A 19,023-nucleotide genomic window follows, 5' to 3' on the forward strand; every position below is an offset into this window, starting at 1 on the left:
TCCCAATTCTCAATGCTGACTTTTCGCTTTCATTTTTTGGGTAATATCCGCATCACCTCTGAATTATACAAACTCAATTTTTAACAACATTCCACATAGTATTTTCAACTTAGCACTAATGCACAACACGATCGATAAACAGAACCCGATAATCAATACAGCGCAACATACTCACACACAAATAAAAAATATTAAAAGAACATATAAAGGAAATCTGAAAAATGATATCGATAGTTAAAACCGTGCCCACTGTTATTATTACCTTCGTTTCTTGGATTTTTATATTTAGTATTTACATTCTCTTTCTTGAATGCATTTAAATTGAAAAAATCTTCACTATCCTCAACATAACCTTTCGCTCCAGATCCGTACTTCTTATCAAAGTACTTTCCTCCTAAACTACTAGCCATAGCCTCATACCAACGTGTCCCATGACGACCTTCCTCTCTCACATGGTCACGCACACTTGGAAAAGCAACTGCGCTTAAATAAAACGGCCCAAACTTCTGTGACTGCAAATAATGACCATATTCGTGCACAAAAAGATGATCCTTCCAGTCGGCAGTAAAATTTTGTGGGCCAAAAATATATTGTCCGACTGTAAAAGCCCCACTTTTCCAAACTCCACCTAAAGCTACCGCACCATCTAGATGCGTAACATTATTTACATAACCACCAAAGTTTAGAACATGTCCTACGAAATTCCCAATAGCAGTGTTAGCAAGTCCCCAAGTCCATTTATTGAGAATCTGACCAAAATTACCGGTAAACAATCCTCTATCTATTTGCCAAGCCCTTTCGGTTACACTCCAATCATAATGATGTACATTAACTCCATGCTCCAACACGTTAAATACAAGATCCATAGCACCGGAAATTATAGTTCCAAAAATCTCTCCACTTTCGTCTGTATACTTAAATGGATTCTGATATGCATAACTATATCTATTATAATTCTGCGAATTACTTGGATCTTGCACAAAATTATCTGGCGACAAAAAGCGTCGTAAAACAGGATCATACAAACGTCTATTCATGTTTATAAGCTTCACACCTTGCAAATGTTCATGTCCAGTATATCCACGCTCAATAAACGTTAATTTAGTCAAGACATTTCCTTGTCCATCAGTAACTGTACTTATATTTCCCCAAGGATCAAACCTACGTGACTCCACTAATTCACCATTTGAATTCGTTATTTTTATGATGCTACCTAAAAAATCCCTGTGTAAATAATAAATTGGCTGAACCCCTACTCCTTTAGCTATAGCCATAGCAGTATAAGCATCTCCCCCTAAATAAAACAAGAAGTCCACAGACGCATCAGCTAACTTATAGGTAACCTCAATCGATCCATCATGAGAATAGTGCCTTCTCAATGGACTCGTGGTTTTTACATTAGAATTATCCCCATAATACATCGTTGAACGCTGGTTAAAACTGTTGTAATCGAAATAAACCGATTCCCCCCCTACCTCTACAATCGACACTGGACTCTTAAACGCATTGAATTCTATTTGTTGCTTCGGCCTAAGTCTGTAATAATCCAAAGCTTTGTCCGACAATTCGATTTCAGCCAGTTGATATAAATTTGAGTTTTTATAAGCAAAAGTACCCAGTTCATTTCCAGTAATGCGCCCCCGCTTATCGTAAGTTTGATTGTGCTGAACTTGCTCCAAATCTGTAAACGAAGTCAATCTGTCGTAATTATCATAGGTAAAGCTTTCTGCAGGAACAGTAGCCCCATTTAATATACTTTGATAACTCCTAGAAGTCAGATTCCCTCTAACCACATCAAAAGTATTTACAAACTGTCGCACTGGTATAAACATGCCCCCTCGATGGGTACTCGACAACCAATATCCAAAAGCATCATAAGAATTTGTTACCCTAATTCCATTACCCAACACATATTGCTTGAGCTGCCCACGTTCATTTCTCGATTCCTTAACGATTAAATCCACACCCGTTTGCAAATCTGTTATTTTATAATGATGACCATTTTTGTAGGTGTTTTTTATAATCTTTTCCGAAGACACACCATAGGCAACCGCCTTTATTTTCTCTGTATCTTCACGTCCAAACTCGTCAAAAGTAAATTCTTTCTCATAAGTTACCAAAGGCGCATTTTCAGTAGTTTTATATAACCGATTAAAATCATCGTATTCATAGTTATATAAAAATTGCTCCCCATTTATAAGCGACTGAGTAGATGTCAACAGTTTGGTTAAACTATTGTAATTGTATGTTGTAGCAACATTAGTATGAGCACCTATTATACCTTTCTGAATGAGCTTACCGTTATTATCAAAAGTAAAATCTGTAACACCTTTTGGCGTTACTTCTTGTATTAACTCCCCCAAAGCATTGTACTTATATGTATAAATTCCTGCATCTGGATCAGTTGTTTTCGTTTTTCTTCCCCACGAATCCTGCTCCAAATTGATTGTAGTTCCTCCAAAAGAACTACTCTTTTCGTTACCATTAGAGTAATAACTAAATAAAATCGGACTTTCATCGGATAAGTCATGAAGAGAAACTACCTTACCCTGAGTATTTCTGATACTAGTTTTGGTAGTCAATCCATCGGTTTTTATAGTACGCAATTTGTCGTACGTAAATTCTGTCTTTTTTCCTTTACTATCTACAATCTTATTGACTCTACCATATATATCGTAGTCCGTAGTACTCCACAAGGCTGAACTCTCTTCGATAGCCGGGTCACTTTCACTTATCAATTGTTTGTACTTATTAAATTTGTAGAACTTGCGAATAAACACACCTGAGTTATTTACACCGAAAGACTCTATCTTATTTCCGTACTTATCGTATTTTTCCCCACTAATACCTCCCTGTTCATCAGTTGATGTAACAGTAAGAATTTCAGACTGTTTTACATAAGAAATCGCAGTAGATTTATTTAAATAATCGGTAATCTTCGTCGGCAACCTAAAACTATTGTACACATATGAAGTAACCAAGCCCAATGAATTTGTTTCCTCCAACAAATTTCCTGTAGCTGTATCATATTTAAACCTACTAACCAATCCCTCAATATCAGTACTCTCAACTAAGAAACGCCCCGAAGCATCGTATTTGTATTTAGTAACCCTCTCCACCATATCTGTGGCAATAGTACTCTTTTGAATAAGATTCCCACTATCATCATATAAACTATTTTCATCGATCACCTTTCCGTCGCCCAATACAATTTCCACAAACCCACCCACTGGAGGAAATGCCAGCGAAGAAGTAGGTTCATTCACATCAAACGGAATAATAGGTCCTGGTTCTCTTACAAAACTGTTACCACTTTCCCGTCTAAACTGCGAAACTAAACCCTTATCGTTATAAGTATAAGAAACCCTTCCCGCATAACCGGGAGAACCTACTAAACTATGGGTCTCCGTTTGGCTCTTAACCCTACTTCTGTAGTAAGGCGCATCATTTGCACTATTCTCAAAAACAGTAGCAACATTCTCCGTTTTATTCAAGACTTCAGTACCATCGTCCTTCCGTGTATTAAATACCGTTTTCTTTTTAACTACATCATTAAATGAATTGTACAAATTGGTTACTACCGTAGAGGTCCCTTGGAAATAATTAGTGGTTTTTTTAACTGTATTTCGAAGTTTAAAAACCTTGGTTGATGAAAGATCTGACGCATAAGTATAGTTCACCATTAAATCATACTGATGATCGGGCAACTCCATATTATTCGCAACTGTTGGAATTACCATAGTGGTAAAATTCAACCACCTACTACCCAAAATAGAAAAATCTTTTACTACACTGCCTCGCAGATTCAGATCAAATTCTTTCACATTTTTAATCACATCTTCTGGCTTACTAAACCAGCTTGTATTTACAGTGGCATGGAATCCAAGGAAACCCAACCCCTGCATATTTACTACCGGACTAGCATATGAGAAAAATTTCTTCAATCCATCATTGGTAGTAATACCACTAACAACAGATATATTTGGTAATGTATTTAATTCTACGTTCGGATACTGCACGGATGTAAATGGATATCTCATAAAATGAGGCATCATTGCCATATTATCACTATTCGGATTAACACCATATTTTGCGTAAGAAATATGCTCTGAAATATTATCCCCATCCTTAATACTAATTAACTGCCTTTCATCCAACGCGTTAAAATTATAATTATACTTAAATATTTTATCATTGGAGATAAACGCTAGCTGAAAAGCTTCCGTATTATCCTTGGGGTTTAATAATACACTAAGAGGATTAAACTGCCTATACACGTTAGGATCACTTATCGTAGTTATTGCTGATTTTGGTAAATAACCATGAATCTTCTGGAAATATCCTCCTTTATTTTTATATAAACTTATTGTATTTACCTGCCCTCCCTTACTTACATTATACATAGTATTATCTTTATATGTAAAGTCTGCTACTACTAAATCCGTTTTACCATCATTATTAATATCTACACTGTAGATGGCTGAGTAATCATAATAACCTTGTATTACATTCTTCCCAGGTCGACTATAATTGACAAGTAGTGTTTCTGAACTCTTACTAAAAGATGCACCCGTACTATAAAAGAAGTGGTAATAGGTATAATCGTCAATTAAAAGAAAATCCATCTTACCATCGCCATTATAATCCCCTAGAAGAAAATCGCTTGTTGCTTTAATATCGCTATCTGTCACAAACCATAAACGCTGCAAGGAGTAATCATCATTTAAACCATACAAACTGGCAACACCATTTCCATAAACTAGAATATCCGTTTTACCATCACCATTAAAATCTGCTGATACCACCTTATCTCCAATCTTCAAGCCTATTAATCTACCGGTATTTTTAACAAAATCGCTTATTTTATTTCTGTTCATATCAATAAAATACGTGTTTCCGCCCGAATAAGTACTTGTTTGATGGCTATCTGCAGGATAGCCAGGCCGACACGTCATATAGGTATACTTAAAACTTTCTTCTATGACTATCAGATCCGTCAAGCCATCCCCATCAAAGTCACCACTTAACACTTCCTTTGGAATATCAAAAAACTCGTCGGCATAACATTGTGTCGTACGCTTGTCGATCTTAAAATTCGGAAACAAATGCGTTTTGGAATACTCCTTATTGATATAGTTACTCCCTAAAGAATTCATATCAAACTTGCCAGTAGCATAATTTACCGAGATCCATCCTTCGTTAGGTAGTACTTTTTGATTGGAATCTAGGAATACCGCAGGAAGTATTTTTCTAACACTTTCATTCTTTGATATCCCAATATTTAATTCGTTGTCGTTATCTTTAGTTAAAAAGACAGAATAACTTCCTTCACCATTTAGAATGTAATCCAACTTCCCATCTCCGTTAAAATCACCGGTAACCGCCGTATGTGTATTTCTTTGAACATAAGCTGGCGCGTTTGTTTTAACTTCTTCCAAGGAAAACTGACCTTCATAACTTGTAGGGTACTGAAACTTCAAAGGTGCTGAAGGAACTAAATTTACTCCACTAAAAGAGGATATTGCGACCAATTGTAACTGTCCCAGTAATGTTTCCTTAAAATCTAAATCGTATTTTTTAAATATTTTTCCTTGACTCTTAACTTGAATAGAACTCAAAGTCTTATCGTTAGAAAATCGATGACCGCCAGTATAAGAAATCTCGGGAGATATCTTGTCAATATATTCAAATACAATTTCATTTTCATAAAGTCTAATGTTAGGAAAAGAAAGACCATTAGCCTCCCCTGTCATAGTAGTATTAGGTATATCTCCCGCAGTTTGTTCAACTGTCTCTGTAGGAAGTACCTGATTAATAAAAAATGTTCTACTTACATATTCAATTTTCGAAATTAACAACATATCACCAGAGGTGATATACTTATAGAACATTCCGACATTTGAGCTATTAATCCAAGAGGTGATTCCGAAATTCATTTTTGATCTAGAATTATCGCCAAACCCATAAAGCGCCGTAGATCCGTCTGGATGCATTACCTTAAAATATTTAGGCCCAAAATTTACCCCATAAGGAGAAACACCATGGGAACTAATCTTAAGATTGGAATAAAACTCGGTTTCATATTCCGCTCCATCCCCTCCATATATGCCAGATTTTAAAATCAATCGTTGACCATCCAAAGCAAACCGATCAGTAGTACTGAAATCTACTGGACGAATAAAACCATCGTGGTATTTTGTAGCACTAATTCTACTGATTTGAGAAACACCTGACATGTCCCAACCTAACCCGGCTTTACCTCCATTGGCCTGACTATTATACACGAGTTTTAATTCGGGCTCTATACCAGTAACTCCCTGGGGAACCTCGATAGAAACCTGATATATGGCCGCCCCACTTGTAGTTACATTTAATTCACCTATAGTCTTAGTAATCAAATTTAACTCAACATCAGCAGGTGTATATGGGCCGGTGATTTGACCATAACCCATCGTGACAAATAATAGTAAAAAAATAATTGCGTAAAAATGTTTCATAAAATTATCTACTTTTTAATAACTTGAAATTGAACCTCTTGATTATCGTTGTAAATGCATACTACTCGATACCATCCTATAGGCAAATTCGAAAAGTCCAATTGCACTTGTTGTTTACCTTTTAATTGGTTAGCCGACTGTACAAATTGTCCCGACGTCGTATAGATTCTAATGTTGTCAACGATAATATCCGGAGTAGGCCAATTGATTGTAAACAAATCTTTCACCGGATTAGGATAGTATGTAAAACCTAATGAACCAGCCGTAACTATAGCGTTATTTAACATAATATTCGAATTCACCACACTAACACCATCTTCTTTAAGTAGCGAAAAAGTCGAATTTTCAGTATTTTCTTCTCTAAATCCTCTGAAAATTTGATTCCCAGACTCATCATAATCAAAAACAAGTATTGCATTTTGACCAAAAGCGGAAAAAAATACTGCAAAAAACACAAAAACTATAAGTTTTTTCATAAAAAAAAATTTTAAACTTCAATTACACAAACAAACGGATAAATTATCAAAAAAAATAAATAATATTTGTTTTTTTTTGATAAAAAAAAGATTTCAAATTAAAAAAAAGACAAAAATAATTGTTAAAAACGGCAAAACAACTGATATAATAAGATCTTTTTAGAATTATACCCTTTAAATACTATCAGTAATATATTTTATCAGTTAAAACGACTATTCAACTAACTATTAATTATAAAAGGCTATTTTTGAATCCTAAACAAGCTCCCATGAAAAACTTAAGCAAAAACATCCTTTTCCAAATTATCATAGCCATAACCTTAGGAATTGTCTTTGGACTTTTTACTCCCGAAGCTATAGGTCGTGTTTTCGCGAGTTTTAATGCCATTTTTAGCTCATTTCTTTCCTTCACCATTCCATTGATCATCTTAGGACTTGTAGTGCCCGCAATCGGAAAATTAGGTAAAGGAGCCGGAGGTCTTCTAGTGCTGACCGTTGCCATAGCTTATGGCTCTACACTCTTTGCCGGATTCACAACCTACTTTGCCAGTGTGAATATTTTTCCCGAGCTGCTAGCCACACAAACCCAACAGTTGAATATAGCCGATAAAGTTTCGGATTTAGCACCTTATTTTACCATTGAGTTTACACCCATTATGGATGTGATGAGCGCTTTGGTATTAGCCTTTATAATCGGCATAGGTATTTCAAAATTAAATAATTCTACTCTAGAAAACGCTTTTGACGACTTTTTAGTCATCATCACCAGCGTTATCAATAAAGTAATCATCCCCTTACTTCCGGTATTTATCTTTGGAATATTTTTAAACATGTCTTATACTGGACAGGTCTTCTCCATCATACAAGTTTTTGTAAAAATCATCGGAGTCATTTTTGCCTTGCACATACTACTACTGATTATTCAATTCAGCATCGCTGGTTTTATAGCACGTAAAAACCCGTTCCGATTACTGATTACGATGATGCCCGCATATTTCACAGCATTGGGCACCCAATCATCAGCAGCTACAATACCGGTTACCTTACAACAAACCCTTAAAAATGGCGTATCTGAAAAAATAGCCGGTTTTGTAATCCCCTTAGCTGCAAACATTCATTTGGCAGGAAGTACTTTAAAAATCGTCGCTTGCGCTATCGCTTTAATGCTATTACAAGGCCAACCGATTGAATTTGGCGCATTTGCTGGGTTTATCTGTATGCTGGGAATCGCTATGGTTGCTGCACCAGGGGTGCCTGGAGGAGCCATTATGGCCGCGATTGGAATTATCGCAAAAATGCTCGGTTTTAACGACGAAAGTCAAGCCTTAATGATTTCACTATATATCGCTATGGATAGTTTTGGTACTGCATGTAATGTTACCGGAGATGGTGCCATTGCTGTAGTTGTTGATGCCTTGACGAAAAAGAAAGCACAAGGTATATCTTAATTAATATAACGCAGTAATTTCTCTTTAAAATCCTCGAGATACTTGTTTAACACCGCCGCTTCAGCTCCATGGGCATAGCGCTCTTTAGCATAGGCGATAAGCTCTTTGCTACAGTGGTAGCTGAAAATCGTTGGCAACCAATCCACCGAATCATCAACAACTTTAAATAGAATATCCTGTTTACTCAGTTGGACTTTTTTACAGATTTTGTCCAAATACAGTCCTTTACCCAATTTGACATAAGACACCAGCAGACTTTTTGTAACAAACACTTCTGGAACGTCTAAGATATTGGGTTCAAACTTTGCATGACTCATCACACTTAAAATCAAGCTTTCCGAAAAAAATTGATTGGGTATATACATCAGCGACGTTCCCTTTTTTGCCGCCAATTCACAGAGTTCCAAAGTGATTAATTCTTCGGGAATCACCCCTAAGGCATAACCGTTTTTTTCAATCAACTCCAAGCATAAGTCGTAAGTAACATATTGAAGCGGCACAAAATCCAAAGCGGCATAACTGCTATTTAAAGCCAGCCAACACATTTTTTCATCGATAAGATACTCCGGAACCCTTTTGAGATCGCGAAAGTGAAGTGCTACTTTAGCACTCCAATAATCATAACCTTTCTCTATTCTTTTAGCAGCTCCATCAATAGTGACCACACCCTCGAAAAGCACCCACTCACCGTGACTTAAATCGCGTTTTAATTCCTCGAAATCCGTGGTTAAATAGTTGTCCAAATACTGCGTCAAAACCGGCGAACACAGCCATTCTTCGGTTTCTTCATCTTCATAACAATCGTTTTCTACAGGATGATCATCCACCGTCCTACTGTTGTAATAAAACAATAGATTTTCTCTTTGCCCAAACTGAGTATAATGGTCTTCAACTATAAAAATTGGAGCACAAACAACACCTTCAACATTTAAAAAACCATGATTATAATCGGTCATCACTACTTCTTCTGCAGTGATATCGCCAAGAACTTCAACATAAGCACCGCCCAACAGTACGCTCTGGCACCACACATTGCCTTGTATATAAACAAAGGGTCCATAATCACCCTCGGCATTAATCATACAGCCCGAAACCTTAAGATTACCTAGAATTACTAATCCCTGTATGCGGTTGTCTTTTGAAATTTTTAATTTTAATAGCTTAAGTATATCCAACCTCCCCTGTTCTTCAAAAATATCCAATTGGAGATGCCCCTGCAGTTCAACATCTTCTTCAGCTACCAACAAAGCATCGTCCTCTGACCAATCGTCATACAGATCAAAACCTTCCAATTCCAATAGAAAAGGAAAACACTCCCTGACCTCTTTCACTGAAACTAATTTAAACGCCATTTTTTAATTTTTAAGTATCTGCATAAACTGAATTCGCGGAATTTCGCGCGCACCCAAACTGTCCAAATGATCGTTATAAACCTGACAATCGAGAAGTTGATATTGATGCTGTTGTAAGTACTGCACCAATGCGATAAAGGCTACTTTACTGGCATTAGCCACCAAAGAAAACATGCTTTCTCCGCAAAAGATATGACCCAAGTCAACTCCATACAAGCCGCCCACCAATTGGTCTTCTTGCCAAACCTCAACCGATTTGGCTCGATTTTGCCTGTGTAATTCGCAATAGGCCTCAATCATATCGTCGGTAATCCAGGTGCCGTTTTGCCCTTCTCTCTTGACTTTTTGACAATGATTGATCACCTGACGAAATTCCCGATTAAAAGTCACTCTAAAAGTATTTCTATTGAGAATGTTGCGCATGCTTTTCGACACTTTGAGTTCGTCTAAAAACAAGACCATACGCGGATCTGGAGCCCACCAAGTAATAGGCTCCCCATCTTCAAACCACGGAAAGATACCCGACTGATACGCCAATAAGAGACGCTCGGTTGATAAATCTCCTCCCAGAGCAATAATTCCTGATTCATGGGTTTGCGTGACTTCGGGAAAAAAAAGGTTATTGTTGATTATATACATCGTTAGTCGAGAATCGTGATCAGTAATCAGTGATCAGTAATCAGTAATCAGTGATCAGTAATCAGTGATCAGTAAGCCGAGGAGCTGTGGTAAAAAAACAAAGGCTGTCCCCTTTGGAGACAGCCTCTTTTTATTTTTAGAACGGTAAATCGTCGTGTTCTTCTTCATTAAATTTCGGAGCCGATTCAAATTGCTCAGAAGGCATAGAAGGAGGTGTTGCCATACCAGCCGGTTGCTCTGCAACAGCTTTTTCAATTCTCCATCCTTGGATTGAGTTGAAATATTTGGTTTCTCCCTGTGGATTTGTCCACTCTCTACCTCTAAGGTTAATCGATACTTTAACGGGTTCTCCTACTTGGAATGCATTTAATAAATCACAACGATCTTGAGTAAACTCAATCATGATATGCTGTGGATATTGTTCGTCTGTTGTTACTACCAACTCTCTCTTTTTAAAAGACTGACTCACTTGCTGTGGTTGGTTGATTACTTTAATTCTTCCTAAAACTTCCATCGTATTAAATTTTATCGCGTTATATTGATTTGTGAAAAACTACTTTTGAGCTAAAATTGTTTTCCACGCCAAAGTTACATTATTTTCAATTAAATATTCTTTTGCTTTTTCCAATTTCTTGTTTTCATCTGGATGCTGCAACAGTTCTTGCAATTCCAAATTTTCAGAAACAAAAGCTTTTACCGCTTCTGGGCTAGGTAATTCCTCAACATTGCCGAGTATCCCCAAATCATTACCGCTAAAGATAGGACTTTTTCTAACTACTTCAGGAATGGCATCAACGCCAATACCCAAGGTCGTCAAAGGTTTTTCTACTTCAAACAACCCATCATTAGCCCGGGTATACCAATTCCCTCCCATTCGAGCCACCAAGTCCATTTTATCCTGCTGAATAGCTCCTTGCTCATTTAAAACCGCTTCATTGATATGCATTTTAACAACCTCGCAAATCACTAAGTTACCGGCACCTCCTTGATCGCCTAAACCGATCACCTCATTAACGATACATTCAAATTGAACCGGACTTTCTGCAACCCTAAAAGGACTTACTAAGTCGGATTTCAACATGGTAAATCCAGCCTTCTCAAACTCATTGACACCATCCTTATATTCTGTACTACTCAGCGAGGTCTGCTGCACCATCTCATAGTTCACCACATTAATCACTACTTGCTGTGTCGCTTGAACATTAAACAAAGTATGTTTTAAAGTATTGTCACGTACCCGTCTTGATGGCGAAAAAACCAATATCGGAGGGTTCGCACTAAACATATTAAAAAACGAAAAAGGCGACAAATTTGGATTGCCGTCCGCATCGATTGTACTCGCCAAGGCAATGGGACGCGGCCCAATAGCACTTTGCATATAGGCTTGTAACTGAACAGTGGTAATATCTTTAGGATCAATGGTTTTCATGAACAACGCTGCTATTTTATATTTAGGTATGTAAAAATAACAAAAAGCTTTTAGAATAGCATCGCAATAACGAAGTTTTACCGTCAAAATGAAAAGTTTCGCTTTGAAGCAGTTAATTTTTATTACATTTAAACACAAATTGATCTCTATGTTTTTTAAAACCAAAAACAATACTTGGCGCTGGCTAATTATCTTGACTGCCTTTAGTGCTTTGGTCCTTATACTGTGGAACACCTATACCTTCTTTCAAACTTTTAAAGACGAAGAACGCTTAAAGATGGAAATCTGGGCTAGCGCTTCACAAACCTTAAACAAAGCTGACCTCAACGATACCGATTTGGGATTACCCCTTCAAATCTTAAATACCAACAATACGATTCCCATTATTCAAACGACCGATCAAGACAGTATTATCAATATGGTCAATGTCGAAGATCACATTATGAATAATCCAGAGAAGACTAAAGATTTTTTAAACAAACTCAAATCCCAAAACAGCCCCATAGTCGTCGAATTCGACAACAATAAGCAGTACTTGTATTACGGAAACTCCTCCTTATTGACCAAACTAAAATATTATCCCGGCGCGCTAATTTTGATTTTTTTGTTTTTCTCAGCGATGATTTTTAGTTTTTATCGCGCCAGTAAAATGGCTACGCAAAACAGACTATGGGCAGGAATGGCCAAGGAAACAGCTCATCAAATTGGAACACCCTTATCCTCCTTACTCGGCTGGGTTGAGATTATGAAACTCGACGAGGTCAATGAGGAAACGGTCAGTGAAATTGAAAAGGATGTTTATCGACTGCAAACCATCGCAGAGCGGTTTTCTAAAATCGGTTCGGAACCCGTTTTGGAATTACGCGATACCATTGAAGAGACCAAAAAAACCTTTGACTATTTGCGTTCGCGCGTTTCTAAACAAATTATTTTTTCGTTTAACGCACCGGATTATCCACTGCTGATGCCGATGAATCCCATCTTACACAGTTGGACCATCGAAAACTTAATAAAAAACGCAATCGATGCTATGAAAGGAAAAGGAGCCGTCGATATCATTATTGATGACAATGAAAAATCAATCCGAATCCAGATTAAAGACACGGGTAAAGGGATCGCTAAAAAACAATTTAAGAGGATTTTTGAACCGGGCTACACCACCAAAAAACGAGGATGGGGACTTGGACTGTCGCTAACTAAACGGATAGTAGAATCCTACCACAATGGCGTTATAAAAGTAACTCATTCCGAAATTGGTAAAGGAACCACGATTTGCATCGTGTACAAAAAACAAAAAACCGCAAATAACATTTAATTATCTGCGGCTCTGAACTGGTTTCATACCAGCTATACTTACATATTTTTCTGAATTGCCTTAGCTAAGGCATCAAATTCTATTTCCGATAAAGTAGTTTTTCTAACAAAACGCATATCCTCCATATCTTGCAATGGAATCAGATGTACGTGAACATGTGGAACTTCTAGCCCCACTACCGCCATTCCGATACGTTTACACGGAACAGTTCGTTCTATTGCTTGGGCAACTTTTCGAGAAAACTTCATCAATTCAAGATAGTTGTCTTCCTCCATATCAAAAATCTTGTTGACTTCTTTTTTGGGAATACAAAGGGTATGACCTTTTGCATTGGGATTAATATCCAAAAATGCTAAAAACTGGTCGTCTTCTGCCACTTTGTAAGCCGGAATTTCTCCGCTGATAATTTTTGTGAATATAGAACTCATATCTCTTGAATATTATAAAGTTATTTAATCTCTACTGATTTCCAAAACCTCAAATTTCATGATCCCATTAGGAACCTGAATTTCTGCAACTTCTCCAACAGTTTTTCCAAGTAAACCCCTTCCAATTGGAGACGTTACCGAAATCTTCCCTGCCTTCAAATCCGCTTCACTTTCCGCCACCAAAGTATAAGTCATCTCCATACCGTTTAATTGATTTTTTATCTTAACGGTTGAAAGGACCAAAGCCTTAGTAACATCCAATTGTGATTCATCGATAAGTCGCGCATTGGCATTAACCTCTTCCAATTTAGAAATTTTAAGTTCTAATAAACCTTGCGCTTCCTTAGCTGCATCATACTCTGCATTCTCCGATAAATCTCCTTTGTCTCTGGCATCCGCAATTGCTTGCGACGCTTTTGGACGCTCCACACTCTTTAACTGCTCAATCTCATCTCTTAGTTTTTTCAAACCCTCAGCAGTATAATACGAAATTTTACTCATAATTTACATGGTTTATAAAATAGAAAAAATCCCATCGAAACGGGATTTCTTTCTATGAAGATATTATTTAATCGATATATTTAATTATTTACTAACTGTATCATTTTTGTCAAAGTTAAATAATTAAATTTGTTTTCCAAATTCTTTAATCATGAAAAAGCTTTTTCTATTATTTATTATTACTATTTCATTTTTAGGCTGTTCCAAAGATAGTTTTAGTAATCAAAACCCTTATTTACCCGATTATCCCTTTTCAACGAATATTAATTTAAACCTTCCTCAATACAGCAATTTAAAGCACCCATCAACTTCGGTGCGTATTTTTGGTGAAGGTCTTGGTGTTCGTGGACTTATTATTTTCAACTCGGGAAGTGGCTATAAAGCATACGACCTAGCTTGCCCCAATCATGAATTAAGAGATTGTTCGATCATGGATCTTAAAGGAGTGTCTGCCGAATGTAGCTGTGATGGTTATAAATACCTTCTGTTTACAGGCCTTGCTGATGGTGCGCAGTATCAGTTAAAACAATATCGAATAGATCTTATAGGTGGGGATGTTTTAAAAATCTATAATTAGTGATTCCAATTACTTTAACGCTGATAGCGCTGAATAAAATGAGTAGACAGACCAAGGTCTGTCCGCTCATTTTGTTTTTTTAGAATTTCAACGTTACTCCCGCCAATATATTAAAGGTTGCCTGCGGATAATATCCCGCACCCTCTTGAGTGCTTACCGTTTCATTAGCTACTTCATCATAGGTATAGTAAAATCCATTAGAAAGGTATTTGACATCAAAAATATTGTTAGCCAAAACAGAGAATCCCACGGACTGAAACCAGCCCTTAACCGGAAATTCATAAGTCATGCTGATATCATTGACAAAGTACGCATCCAATTTAGATTTTTCCATATCGACATTACCCATATATTGCTCACCAACAAACTTAGCCAACCAAGAGATATTCATTCCTTTAATCGGCACATAAGTCAGTACGTTTGATCCAATAAAACTAGGAGAAAACGCAATATTCGTATTTCCTAAATTAACTAATTCACCATTCCACTCTGTGTGAAAATCAATATTTCTATTTTTACTCAAAGTCACGCTCGGATTCCAATATATCTTTTCCTGTAAACGTACCGTGGCATCAACCTCCAATCCAAGGCGATAACTATCGCCACTATTTTCTCTGATCGGAGCACCTACATCATTTAAAGCACCTGTTAAAACCAATTGATCTTTATAACGCATATAGTAAGCATTGACATTTATTGTCGCTATTGGTGAACGGTATCTCCATCCCAACTCAAAATCATTTAACTTTTCGGGTTTGGGATTTCCATCTTTATAATCATTTCTATTGGGTTCTCTATTCGCTCTAGCATAGGAAAAATATCCTTGATTTTGTTCGTTTACTTGGTAAGTAATACCTGCCTTGGGGTTGAAGAAGTCAAAGCTGTCGTTGACATTTCCCGTTTCCACTCCATTGGCTTTATATTGTACTTTTCTAAACTGCACATCTCCAAATAAACTCCATTTATTCGTTACTTGATACGTGGCTTTAACATAGGAGTTAAGATCTGTTTTTAGCGCGTTATCATCGTAATACTTTTGGTTATATTCATATTTCACCGGCTGCTTGATCCACAATATCGTTCCGTAATGCTCACCCTCATACTTGTTTGCAGCTCCACCGATAATTACATCTAATCGGTCTGTTTTATAGTTTGCTGAAAACGTAAAACCATAGAAATCATTTTCCAGCCACTTTTGACGGATAATATCCGATTTCTTCACTTCTTTTCCATCTACGATGATTGGGCTTAGTCCATATTCCGCAAACTTACCATTGACTTTATAGTTTTCATAATAGCCTTCCCCTATGGTATAATGAAGTGCCATATTGCTCGTCCACCTAGATGACCAACGCTCGTTCCAATGCAACTGAAAGTGATCCTGCTTGTAGTTGTCTGTTTCATTATCGTAAAACCTCATAGTTCCTTGATCGTCATAATATACTCCTGAAGTATTAAAACGACGATGATTTTCCAATTTGTCTGGATCTTCTAAACCATTCCAAGCCTGATACGTTTTTTGACTTCCTCCAAATGCCAAGGCTTTGATTAAAGTAGTTTTACCGAGATAGGTTCCCTGTAAGAAATAAGATTTTAAATCGGAAGTAGCACGATCTATATATCCATCTGAATGAATATTGGACAAACGACCCGCTATTTCAAAATGATCATTCATCAGCCCCGTACTAAATTTGACGGTGTGTTTACGGGTATTGTAACTGCCGAACGAATTGGAAATCTCTCCGTTACTCTTATAGGAATACGAGTCGGTCAATAAATTCAAACTGGCTCCGAAAGCAGCAGATCCATTTGTCGACGTCCCGACACCGCGTTGCAATTGAAGATTTTGAATGGACGACGTAAAATCAGGCATATTAACCCAAAAAGTTCCTTGAGATTCCCCGTCATTGTAAGGAATTCCGTTTAAAGTTACATTTACTCGAGTTGCATCACTTCCACGAACTCGTATACTTGAGTAACCAACGCCATTACCAGCATCGGTAGTCATCACAACAGACGGCATAAAGTTCATCAGGGAAGGGATATCTTGACCCAGATTTCTCTTGGCCAATTCTTTCTTCGACAAATTGCTGTAAGCGATCGGAGTTTTGTCGTCCACGCGAATGGAAGCGACCAAAATTTCATCTAAAGCGGTTACTTTAGTAGAATCTACAACTACTTTTTCTTGTGCAATTCCGGAAATTGAAGCTAAAAGTGCCGCTGTAAGCCAGGGATAAAAAAACTTTGTTTTCATTCGTAAAAAAATATTTTTTACAAATAAAAGGGGCAATTATTTATGATTAATAATTACATATCGTATTCCGCGAGTTCAACAGTACGTCAAACTCTTTTTCCCTTGGCGGCATTATCCGCCCAGGTTCTATGGGTATAATCTCAGCCTTATTTGGCACCCCTTTGAGACAAGGCAAAAGTATTGGTTATTCTTTAAAACACCAATTTTTTCACTAGAAAGAATTCCTAAATAGCGGCATAATACTTCCTGTTTTGTCTTATATGGATGTATTCTGAACTTTAATCAAAATCGGGTCTTCTACGCATGGCTTTTTTAAGAGAAAGCTGTTGTTTGTTGTCTTTGCGTTTTCGAATCACAGATCTAGACACTTTAGTAGCTCTTCGCGGTTTTTCTCTAATTAAGGCCGTTTCTAATATGGAGAAAAAACGTTCTATTGCTCCATCTTTATTTCGAATTTGACTGCGAGTAGCGTCGCATTCTAACTGCAATACAGCCTCTTTTGACAGTCGGTTACGCAACATGGATTCCAACCGCCCAATTTGCTCTTCTGAAAAGGCTACTGTTTTAGATAAATCCCAAGTAAGTACCACTTTGGAAGAAACTTTATTAACATGCTGTCCCCCTGCCCCTCCGCTTCGAATGGCTTTAAACTGAAGTTCCGACAGTAATTTTTCTTTATTCACTTAGACTATTTTTTAATTTTTCGTTTTCCAATTCGCGATGCCATTGGATATAAGCTTTAATCGCTAAGGCCGTAAAGATAACAAATTGCAAAGAAAGCATTCCCAATCCCCTATAAGCATAGAGAGGAATCGAGATAATGTCGCCGATAATCCATAGGGTCCAGTTTTCTATCTTTTTTAATGCCATATAATACATCCCTGTAAAAAAGATACCCGATGTTAATATATCGATATAATTTTCCGTGCGTATCTCATAGTCAAAAACACGATAGACTGCGTATACAATCAAAATAGTCACAACGAAGATGAGAAACCCAATCCTTTTTTCTCTGTTATTCGTTCTCGAAATTTTCAGAACTTCTTGAGTACCGCTTAATTTAGACCAGTTATACCAACCGTATATACTCATTATAGAATAATAAGCATTTAAAACCACCTCTCCCAAATAGCTTGCAAGAAATAATAAATACACCGCGATGACCGTTGCGATCAATCCCGTTGGATATACCCAGATATTCTGTTTCCCAGCGTACCACACGCTTAAGATTCCAAAGACAAATACGACAAATTCCAAGGCTATATGAGTCCAAGAAGTATCTTTATAGGCATCAAAAAAAAAGTCAATCATTCTTATTTATAATAAAAAACCGTATTCAAGAAATACGGTTTATAGATTTTTAAAACAGTCTGTTAGTTTCTACTCATTAACAATCTCAAAATATACCAAAAAAGCAACATCAGAGAAGCAAATAAGGATAAGGCTGCGGGTACATACTGCTCGGTACCGTATTCATTCTTAATATTATAAGTAGAATATAAGATCGAGCCTGATGCCAATAGAATCATTGCTCCAGAGAACCACAGTCCCAAATCAAAACCAAAAATCATACCTGCTACGATCAAACCCATTGCAACAAAGAAGCCCATAGTTAGTATGGATCGCAAAAACGAGAAATCCGTTTTAGTCAAAAAGACTACAGCTGTCAAACCCAAAAACAAGCCCCCTGTCAATATAGCCGCTTGATTGATTAAGGTCATATTACCGCCTGAATAGTAGATGGCGACATAGATTAACGGTACAAATAATAAGGCTTGGGCTAATATATATAAACCAAAACCTAAATACTGCTGTGATGGACTAACACTTTTATAAGCCATTTTTTGAGCGACCCAAGTAATTCCCATAAAACCACCGAGCAAAACCAACCAAAGATAACCTTGTGTCATACTGAGCATAAACTCTACCAAAGGATCAATCTTGAGCAACAGGCTCTCTATTATGATAAATGCCAAAACCCCCAATGCTAAGTGGGTATATGTTTTTCTGTAAAATGTAGCTCTTTCCGAATCAGTAGCGTGAGCAACGAGGATATTTGTTTCCATTTTTTTAATTTTTAACGTTTTACTAAGCGAAGATACTAATA

15 protein-coding genes and 1 riboswitch are annotated in these 19,023 nt (G+C 37.0%); of the genes, 3 read left to right on the forward strand and 12 right to left on the reverse strand.

The features are described 5' to 3' along the window. Nucleotides 1–191: 191 nt before the first annotated feature. Both L1275_RS03660 and L1275_RS03665 read right to left on the reverse strand, forming a co-directional pair. Nucleotides 192–6,497, reverse strand: coding sequence for an FG-GAP-like repeat-containing protein (locus L1275_RS03660; RefSeq protein WP_253469861.1), 6,306 nt, complete (start codon nucleotides 6,495–6,497; stop codon nucleotides 192–194). 8 nt (nucleotides 6,498–6,505) lie between these two features. Beyond that, nucleotides 6,506–6,973 carry a T9SS type A sorting domain-containing protein gene (locus L1275_RS03665; protein ID WP_253469864.1) on the reverse strand — a complete coding sequence of 156 codons (468 nt, stop codon included), beginning with the start codon at nucleotides 6,971–6,973 and terminating at the stop codon, nucleotides 6,506–6,508. A 269-nt stretch (nucleotides 6,974–7,242) separates the two neighbouring features. Between L1275_RS03665 and L1275_RS03670 the strand changes: the two genes are divergently transcribed. Then, nucleotides 7,243–8,421, forward strand: coding sequence for a dicarboxylate/amino acid:cation symporter (locus L1275_RS03670; protein ID WP_253469867.1), 1,179 nt, complete (start codon nucleotides 7,243–7,245; stop codon nucleotides 8,419–8,421). Here L1275_RS03670 and L1275_RS03675 read toward each other — a convergent pair. From L1275_RS03675 to L1275_RS03690, 4 genes are all read right to left on the reverse strand, one after another. Further along, nucleotides 8,418–9,773, reverse strand: a complete 1,356-nt coding sequence (locus L1275_RS03675; RefSeq protein ID WP_253469871.1) for a polymer-forming cytoskeletal protein — start codon at nucleotides 9,771–9,773, stop codon at nucleotides 8,418–8,420. The two genes, L1275_RS03670 and L1275_RS03675, sit on opposite strands and share 4 nt — an antisense overlap. A gap of 3 nt (nucleotides 9,774–9,776) precedes the next feature. Further along, nucleotides 9,777–10,412 carry a leucyl/phenylalanyl-tRNA--protein transferase gene (gene aat / locus L1275_RS03680; protein WP_253469874.1) on the reverse strand — a complete coding sequence of 212 codons (636 nt, stop codon included), beginning with the start codon at nucleotides 10,410–10,412 and terminating at the stop codon, nucleotides 9,777–9,779. 136 nt (nucleotides 10,413–10,548) lie between these two features. Next, on the reverse strand, nucleotides 10,549–10,926 hold the full coding sequence (locus L1275_RS03685; RefSeq protein WP_253469878.1) for a DUF3127 domain-containing protein: 378 nt from the start codon (nucleotides 10,924–10,926) through the stop codon (nucleotides 10,549–10,551). Between the two features lie 39 nt (nucleotides 10,927–10,965). After that, the gene (locus tag L1275_RS03690; protein ID WP_253469881.1) at nucleotides 10,966–11,841 is read right to left on the reverse strand and encodes a flavin reductase family protein; all 876 of its coding nucleotides are present in this window, start codon (nucleotides 11,839–11,841) and stop codon (nucleotides 10,966–10,968) included. A 148-nt stretch (nucleotides 11,842–11,989) separates the two neighbouring features. On the opposite strand from L1275_RS03690, the gene L1275_RS03695 reads away from it, so the two are divergent. Next, nucleotides 11,990–13,156: a PAS domain-containing sensor histidine kinase gene (locus tag L1275_RS03695; protein WP_253469885.1), complete on the forward strand. Its 1,167-nt coding sequence runs from the start codon at nucleotides 11,990–11,992 to the stop codon at nucleotides 13,154–13,156. A 38-nt stretch (nucleotides 13,157–13,194) separates the two neighbouring features. Here the strand turns inward: L1275_RS03695 and L1275_RS03700 are convergent, their stop codons facing one another. Further along, a complete protein-coding gene (locus tag L1275_RS03700) occupies nucleotides 13,195–13,584 on the reverse strand; it encodes an HIT family protein (RefSeq protein ID WP_253469888.1) in 390 nt (129 codons plus the stop codon). Between the two features lie 24 nt (nucleotides 13,585–13,608). Further along, nucleotides 13,609–14,085, reverse strand: a complete 477-nt coding sequence (gene greA / locus L1275_RS03705; RefSeq protein WP_253469891.1) for a transcription elongation factor GreA — start codon at nucleotides 14,083–14,085, stop codon at nucleotides 13,609–13,611. Between the two features lie 151 nt (nucleotides 14,086–14,236). Between greA and L1275_RS03710 the strand changes: the two genes are divergently transcribed. Next, nucleotides 14,237–14,662: a hypothetical protein gene (locus L1275_RS03710; protein ID WP_253469894.1), complete on the forward strand. Its 426-nt coding sequence runs from the start codon at nucleotides 14,237–14,239 to the stop codon at nucleotides 14,660–14,662. Nucleotides 14,663–14,741: 79 nt separating this feature from the next. Here the strand turns inward: L1275_RS03710 and L1275_RS03715 are convergent, their stop codons facing one another. From L1275_RS03715 to L1275_RS03730, 4 genes are all read right to left on the reverse strand, one after another. After that, entirely contained in the window at nucleotides 14,742–16,916 is a 2,175-nt protein-coding gene (locus L1275_RS03715) for a TonB-dependent receptor (protein WP_253469896.1), read from the reverse strand. 81 nt (nucleotides 16,917–16,997) lie between these two features. Then, nucleotides 16,998–17,087, reverse strand: a riboswitch (TPP riboswitch). 107 nt (nucleotides 17,088–17,194) lie between these two features. After that, nucleotides 17,195–17,599 (reverse strand): alternative ribosome rescue aminoacyl-tRNA hydrolase ArfB, encoded by a 405-nt coding sequence (gene arfB, locus L1275_RS03720; RefSeq protein WP_253469899.1) that lies wholly within the window; start codon nucleotides 17,597–17,599, stop codon nucleotides 17,195–17,197. After that, nucleotides 17,592–18,227, reverse strand: a complete 636-nt coding sequence (gene pnuC / locus L1275_RS03725; RefSeq protein ID WP_253469903.1) for a nicotinamide riboside transporter PnuC — start codon at nucleotides 18,225–18,227, stop codon at nucleotides 17,592–17,594. The genes arfB and pnuC overlap by 8 nt, the downstream gene beginning before the upstream one ends. Before the next feature lie 62 nt (nucleotides 18,228–18,289). After that, the gene (locus L1275_RS03730; protein ID WP_253469908.1) at nucleotides 18,290–18,982 is read right to left on the reverse strand and encodes a Bax inhibitor-1 family protein; all 693 of its coding nucleotides are present in this window, start codon (nucleotides 18,980–18,982) and stop codon (nucleotides 18,290–18,292) included. Between the last annotated feature and the right edge of the window lie 41 nt (nucleotides 18,983–19,023).

The organism is Flavobacterium sp. HSC-61S13, from assembly GCF_024171535.1.
In the GTDB taxonomy this organism is placed as follows: Bacteria; Bacteroidota; Bacteroidia; order Flavobacteriales; family Flavobacteriaceae; genus Flavobacterium.

Excerpts from the sequence above, each read along its gene's own strand:
- L1275_RS03660 (WP_253469861.1), bottom strand. The coding sequence starts at position 6,497 with ATGAAACATTTTTACGCAATTATTTTTTTACTATTATTTGTCACGATG.
- L1275_RS03665 (WP_253469864.1), bottom strand. The coding sequence starts at position 6,973 with ATGAAAAAACTTATAGTTTTTGTGTTTTTTGCAGTATTTTTTTCCGCT.
- L1275_RS03670 (WP_253469867.1), top strand. The coding sequence starts at position 7,243 with ATGAAAAACTTAAGCAAAAACATCCTTTTCCAAATTATCATAGCCATA.
- L1275_RS03675 (WP_253469871.1), bottom strand. The coding sequence starts at position 9,773 with ATGGCGTTTAAATTAGTTTCAGTGAAAGAGGTCAGGGAGTGTTTTCCT.
- aat (WP_253469874.1), bottom strand. The coding sequence starts at position 10,412 with ATGTATATAATCAACAATAACCTTTTTTTTCCCGAAGTCACGCAAACC.
- L1275_RS03685 (WP_253469878.1), bottom strand. The coding sequence starts at position 10,926 with ATGGAAGTTTTAGGAAGAATTAAAGTAATCAACCAACCACAGCAAGTG.
- L1275_RS03690 (WP_253469881.1), bottom strand. The coding sequence starts at position 11,841 with ATGAAAACCATTGATCCTAAAGATATTACCACTGTTCAGTTACAAGCC.
- L1275_RS03695 (WP_253469885.1), top strand. The coding sequence starts at position 11,990 with ATGTTTTTTAAAACCAAAAACAATACTTGGCGCTGGCTAATTATCTTG.
- L1275_RS03700 (WP_253469888.1), bottom strand. The coding sequence starts at position 13,584 with ATGAGTTCTATATTCACAAAAATTATCAGCGGAGAAATTCCGGCTTAC.
- greA (WP_253469891.1), bottom strand. The coding sequence starts at position 14,085 with ATGAGTAAAATTTCGTATTATACTGCTGAGGGTTTGAAAAAACTAAGA.
- L1275_RS03710 (WP_253469894.1), top strand. The coding sequence starts at position 14,237 with ATGAAAAAGCTTTTTCTATTATTTATTATTACTATTTCATTTTTAGGC.
- L1275_RS03715 (WP_253469896.1), bottom strand. The coding sequence starts at position 16,916 with ATGAAAACAAAGTTTTTTTATCCCTGGCTTACAGCGGCACTTTTAGCT.
- pnuC (WP_253469903.1), bottom strand. The coding sequence starts at position 18,227 with ATGATTGACTTTTTTTTTGATGCCTATAAAGATACTTCTTGGACTCAT.
- L1275_RS03730 (WP_253469908.1), bottom strand. The coding sequence starts at position 18,982 with ATGGAAACAAATATCCTCGTTGCTCACGCTACTGATTCGGAAAGAGCT.